The sequence below is a fragment of the Variovorax sp. 20P10.2.4 genome, from assembly GCF_058244205.1.
On record NZ_JBZAYE010000571.1, the window covers coordinates 1 to 4,697 of the forward strand.

The following is a 4,697-nucleotide window of genomic DNA, read 5'->3' on the forward strand; positions in this document are numbered from 1 at the left end:
CCAGGTCCGGGCGGGGGCCGCGCGGCTTGTTGCGCGAATTCGTCTTCGGGGCGGTGGTGGGGGCGTCGGTCATTGCTCGGGATTCGGCGCGGGGCGCGAAGTCGGAATTAGGGGTTGGAAGTCGGTGGGGCGGCGCGCGGTGCGCGTCAGCGGGGCCGGAACATCTTGAACAGATTGTCGTGCCGGATCTCGAAATAGTCCGCCGGGCCGCCGCCGCGCAGGATCGGCTGCGCCGCGGCGGTGTCGTAGATGCCTTCGCGCAGCAGCGCGCGCGCGATGTGCACGCCCACCACTTCGCCGAGCACCAGCCAGGTCTCGATGGCGCGGCCGTCGGCGGCCTGCAGCTGCACGATCTGCGTCAGCCGGCATTCGAAAGACACCGGGCTCTCGGCCACGCGTGGCACCGCGATGCGGCGCGAGGGCGCGGGCGTGAGCCCGGCGAGCGCGAACTCGTCGACCTCGGGCGGCACCGCGGCGCAGCTCTGGTTCATCGGCTCGGCCAGCGGGCGCGTCGCGAGGTTCCAGCCGAACTCGCCGGTCTCGCGGATGTTGCGCAGGCTGTCCTTGGCCGTGATGCTCGCGAAGCCGACGATCGGCGGCGTGTAGTTGAAGCCGTTGAAGAAGCTGTAGGGCGCGAGGTTGAGCACGCCCTGCGCATCGTGCGAGGAGATCCAGCCGATGGGCCGCGGGCCGACGATCGCGTTGAACGGATCGTGCGGCAGGCCGTGGCCCAGCGCGGGTTCGTAGAAATGGAAGCGGTCGTCGTCCTGCATGGAATGGGTCCCGGGTTGTTCGGTCAGCGCAGGGCCGGGCGCATCGCCTGGCGGCCGATCAGCAGGCGGAACGGCAGCAGCATGAACACGCCGACCGCCAGCTTCACGCCGAGGTCGCCGAGCGCCCAGGTGAGCCAGGGGCCGTCGGTGCCCGCGAAGGCGATGCCCCAGAACACGATGCTGTCGAGCACCGCCGCGACCACGGTGGCCACCAGCGGCGCGCGCCACCAGAGGCCGCGGCGCAGGCGGTCGAAGACGCGGATGTCGAGCAGCTGCGAGGCGATGAAGGCGCTGCCCGAGGCCAGCGCGATGCGCGCCGGCGCGAGCAGCAGCGACACCACCACCGCCACCGCGAAGCCGATCCAGGCCACGCGGCGCGCCATGCCGGGGCCGAAGCGCCGGTTGACGAGGTCGCTCACGAGATAGGCGACCGGGTAGGTGAAGGCACCCCAGGTCAGCCAGTCGTTGATCGCGAACTGCACCAGGATGTTGGAGGCGAGCACCACCAGCGCCATCGCGCCGATGGCGAGCGCGAAGGCGCCGGTGCCCGGTCGTGCGAAGGCGAGGGGAGCGCGGTCGTGCGTCGTCGTCATGGCGTTCTCAGACGGCGGCGGTGCGCTGCCGTTCGGCCTCGGCCTGCAGGCCGCGTGCCACGGCTTCCGCGACCTTGATGCCGTCCACGCCGGCCGACAGGATGCCGCCCGCGTAGCTCGCGCCCTCGCCGGCCGGGTAGAGGCCGCGCACGTTGAGGCTCTGGAAGTCCTCGCCGCGCGTGATCCGGATCGGCGAGGAGGTGCGCGTCTCGACGCCGGTGAGCACCGCGTCGTGCAGGTCGAAGCCCTTGATCTTGCGGCCGAAGGCCGGGAAGGCCTCGCGCATCGCCTCGATCGCGAAGTCGGGCAGCGCGCGGTGCAGGTCGGTCGGCGTCACGCCCGGCTTGTACGAGGGCATCACCTCGCCGAGCTGGGTGGAGGGCTTGCCGGCGATGAAGTCGCCCACCAGCTGGCCCGGCGCGCGGTAGTCGCCGCCGCCGAGCACGAAGGCGTTGGACTCGAGCGCGCGCTGCAGCGCGATGCCGGCCAGCGGGCCCTCGGGGTAGTCGCGCGGGTCGATGCCCACCACGATGCCCGCGTTGGCGTTGCGCTCGGCGCGCGAGTACTGGCTCATGCCGTTGGTGACCACGCGGCCCGGCTCGCTGGTGGCCGCGACCACGGTGCCGCCCGGGCACATGCAGAAGCTGTAGACCGAGCGGCCGTTGCTCGCGTGGTGCACCAGCTTGTAGTCGGCCGCGCCCAGCATCGGGTGGCCCGCATGGCGGCCCCAGCGCGCGCGGTCGATCAGGCCCTGCGGATGCTCGACGCGAAAGCCGATCGAGAAGGGCTTGGCCTCGATGTGCACGCCGCGCTCGTGCAGCATCGCGAAGGTGTCGCGCGAGCTGTGGCCGAGCGCCATCACGACGTGGTCGGCGCGCAGCTCGTGGCTCTGGCCGGTGGCCTGGTCGAGCACGGTGAGGCCGCGCAAATGCCCATCCTCGATGCGCACGTCGGTCACGCGCTGCTCGAAGCGGATCTCGCCGCCGAGCGCCACGATCTGCTCGCGGATGTTCTCCACCACCTTCACCAGCTTGAAGGTGCCGATGTGCGGATGCGCGACGTAGAGGATCTCGGGCGGCGCGCCGGCCTTCACGAACTCCTCCATCACCTTGCGGCCGAGGAAGCGCGGGTCCTTGATCTGGCTGTAGAGCTTGCCGTCGGAGAAGGTGCCGGCGCCGCCCTCGCCGAACTGCACGTTCGACTCGGGGTTGAGCACGCTCTTGCGCCACAGGCCCCAGGTGTCCTTGGTGCGCTGGCGCACGGTCTTGCCGCGCTCCAGCACGATCGGGCGCAGGCCCATCTGCGCCAGCATCAGCGCCGCGAAGATGCCGCAGGGGCCGAAGCCGATCACCACCGGGCGGCTCGCGCCCGCGGGCACGTCCGCCGGCAGCGTGTGGCGCATGTCGGGCGCGGGCTGGATGTGCGGATGGCCGGCGTGCTGCGCGAGCAGCGCGGCCTCGCGCTTCGCGTCGGCGAGCGCCACGTCGCAGATGTAGACCGTCAGCAGCTCGGCCTTGCGCGCATCGAAGCTGCGCTTGTAGACGGTGTGGGAGGAGATCGCCTCGGGCGGGACCTCGAGGGTGCGGGCGATCAGCGCGGCCAGCGCCTCGGGCGCATGGTCGAGCGGAAGTTTGAGTTCGGAGATTCTCAGCATGTCGTGGGGCTTGTGTTTATCAAGCAGGCCGACGATTTTACGCGTTGGGCCGCTATCAAAGGGATAGCTGGCCGCAACGGGGAGAGCGCGAGGGGATCAGGCGGGCAGGAAGCCCTCGACCGACAGGTAGCGCTCGCCGGTGTCGTAGTTGAAGCCCAGCACCACCGCGTTCTCGGGCAGCGAGGGCAGCTTCTGCGCGATGGCCGCCAGCGTGGCGCCCGAGGAGATGCCCACCAGCATGCCTTCCTCGGTGGCGCAGCGGCGCGCCATCTCGCGCGCGGGTTCGGCATCGACCTGCAGCACGCCGTCGAGCAGCGCGGTGTCGAGGTTCTTCGGGATGAAGCCGGCGCCGATGCCCTGGATCGGGTGCGGCGCGGGCTGGCCGCCCGAGATCACGGGCGAGGCCACGGGCTCGACCGCGAACACCTGCAGCTTCGGCCACTTCTTCTTGAGCACGCGCGCCACGCCGGTGATGTGGCCGCCGGTGCCCACGCCGGTGATCAGCACGTCGATGCCCTCGGGGAAGTCGGCCGCGATCTCCTCGGCCGTGGTGCGCACGTGCACCTCGACGTTGGCCGGGTTGTTGAACTGCTGCGGCATCCAGGCGCCGGGCGTGCCCGCCACGATCTCCTCGGCGCGCGCGATCGAGGCCTTCATGCCGCCCGCGCGCGGTGTCAGGTCGAAGGTGGCGCCGTAGGCCAGCATCAGCCGGCGGCGCTCCACCGACATGCTGTCGGGCATCACCAGGATCAGCTTGTAGCCCTTGACGGCCGCGACCATCGCCAGGCCGATGCCGGTGTTGCCCGAGGTGGGTTCGACGATGGTGCCGCCGGGCTTGAGCGCGCCGCTCTTCTCTGCGTCCTCCACCATCGCGAGCGCGATGCGGTCCTTGATCGAGCCGCCGGGGTTGGCGCGCTCGGCCTTGACCCAGACCTGCTGCTTCGCGTTGCCGAACAGGCGCTGGATGCGCACGTGCGGCGTGTTGCCGATGGTCTGGAGGATGTTCTGGGCCTTCATGGATGGATCTCCTTGGATGCGTTCGGTTCGATGGTTGTCGCAACGACAGCGCGCATTGTGAGACCAGCCCGCGGACCTTTCAGCGCGAAGGTGTTGCAACCGGCACGCTAGGGCCTGTTAACCCTATTCAAGGGGTCGCGAAGCTCGCCAGAGCCCGCCCATCAAGGCGCGCGACGACGCGTGTGCGTCCGCACACGCTAGGAGCGCAACGCCGAGGGGCGGGCTCTGGCGAGCTTCCCTGCGGGTTGCCCCGCAAAGGGGCCGTCTGCGGCGTTGCCCGCGCTTGCAAGGCATCAGCCTTGCTGCGCGCGGGCGCCTTGCATCCAGCCCCTTTGCGGGGCAACGCGACCCCTTGAATAGGGTTAACAGGCCCTAGGCAGCAGCCGGCCGCGCACCAGCAGCGCCAGGGTCTTCGCCGCGAAGAGGCCGATGATCGCGTTGGCGGCCACGAACAAGAGCGGTGCGAGCCAGCGCACCGGCCCCGTGGCGCCGGCCGCCACCAGCCGCATCGCGAGCGTCGGCAGCGCGCCCACGCCGAAGCTGAAGGCCCAGTAGCCAGGCGTGAAGGACTGGCGCGAGATCCACGGCAGCAGGCGCAGCAGCAACAGCGCCTGGTAGAGGCCGTAGCCCAGCAGGATCTGCGCGAACAGGTCGGGCACG

5 protein-coding genes are annotated in these 4,697 nt (G+C 70.6%); all 5 read right to left on the reverse strand.

Going from position 1 to position 4,697, the window contains the following annotated elements; all coding sequences use genetic code 11:
• Positions 1–146 precede the first annotated feature (146 nt).
• Complete coding sequence (locus tag AC27VN_RS33225; RefSeq protein WP_490879318.1) at positions 147–773, reverse strand: flavin reductase family protein; 627 nt, start codon at positions 771–773, stop codon at positions 147–149.
• A 23-nt stretch (positions 774–796) separates the two neighbouring features.
• The gene (locus AC27VN_RS33230) at positions 797–1,366 is read right to left on the reverse strand and encodes a VUT family protein (protein WP_398501216.1); all 570 of its coding nucleotides are present in this window, start codon (positions 1,364–1,366) and stop codon (positions 797–799) included.
• A gap of 7 nt (positions 1,367–1,373) precedes the next feature.
• Positions 1,374–3,020 carry an NAD(P)/FAD-dependent oxidoreductase gene (locus AC27VN_RS33235; RefSeq protein WP_490879319.1) on the reverse strand — a complete coding sequence of 549 codons (1,647 nt, stop codon included), beginning with the start codon at positions 3,018–3,020 and terminating at the stop codon, positions 1,374–1,376.
• A gap of 96 nt (positions 3,021–3,116) precedes the next feature.
• Positions 3,117–4,037, reverse strand: a complete 921-nt coding sequence (cysK, locus tag AC27VN_RS33240) for a cysteine synthase A (RefSeq protein ID WP_057593936.1) — start codon at positions 4,035–4,037, stop codon at positions 3,117–3,119.
• Positions 4,038–4,399: 362 nt separating this feature from the next.
• On the reverse strand, positions 4,400–4,697 hold a 298-nt coding region (locus tag AC27VN_RS33245; protein ID WP_490879320.1), incomplete at its 5' end, for an SLAC1 family transporter.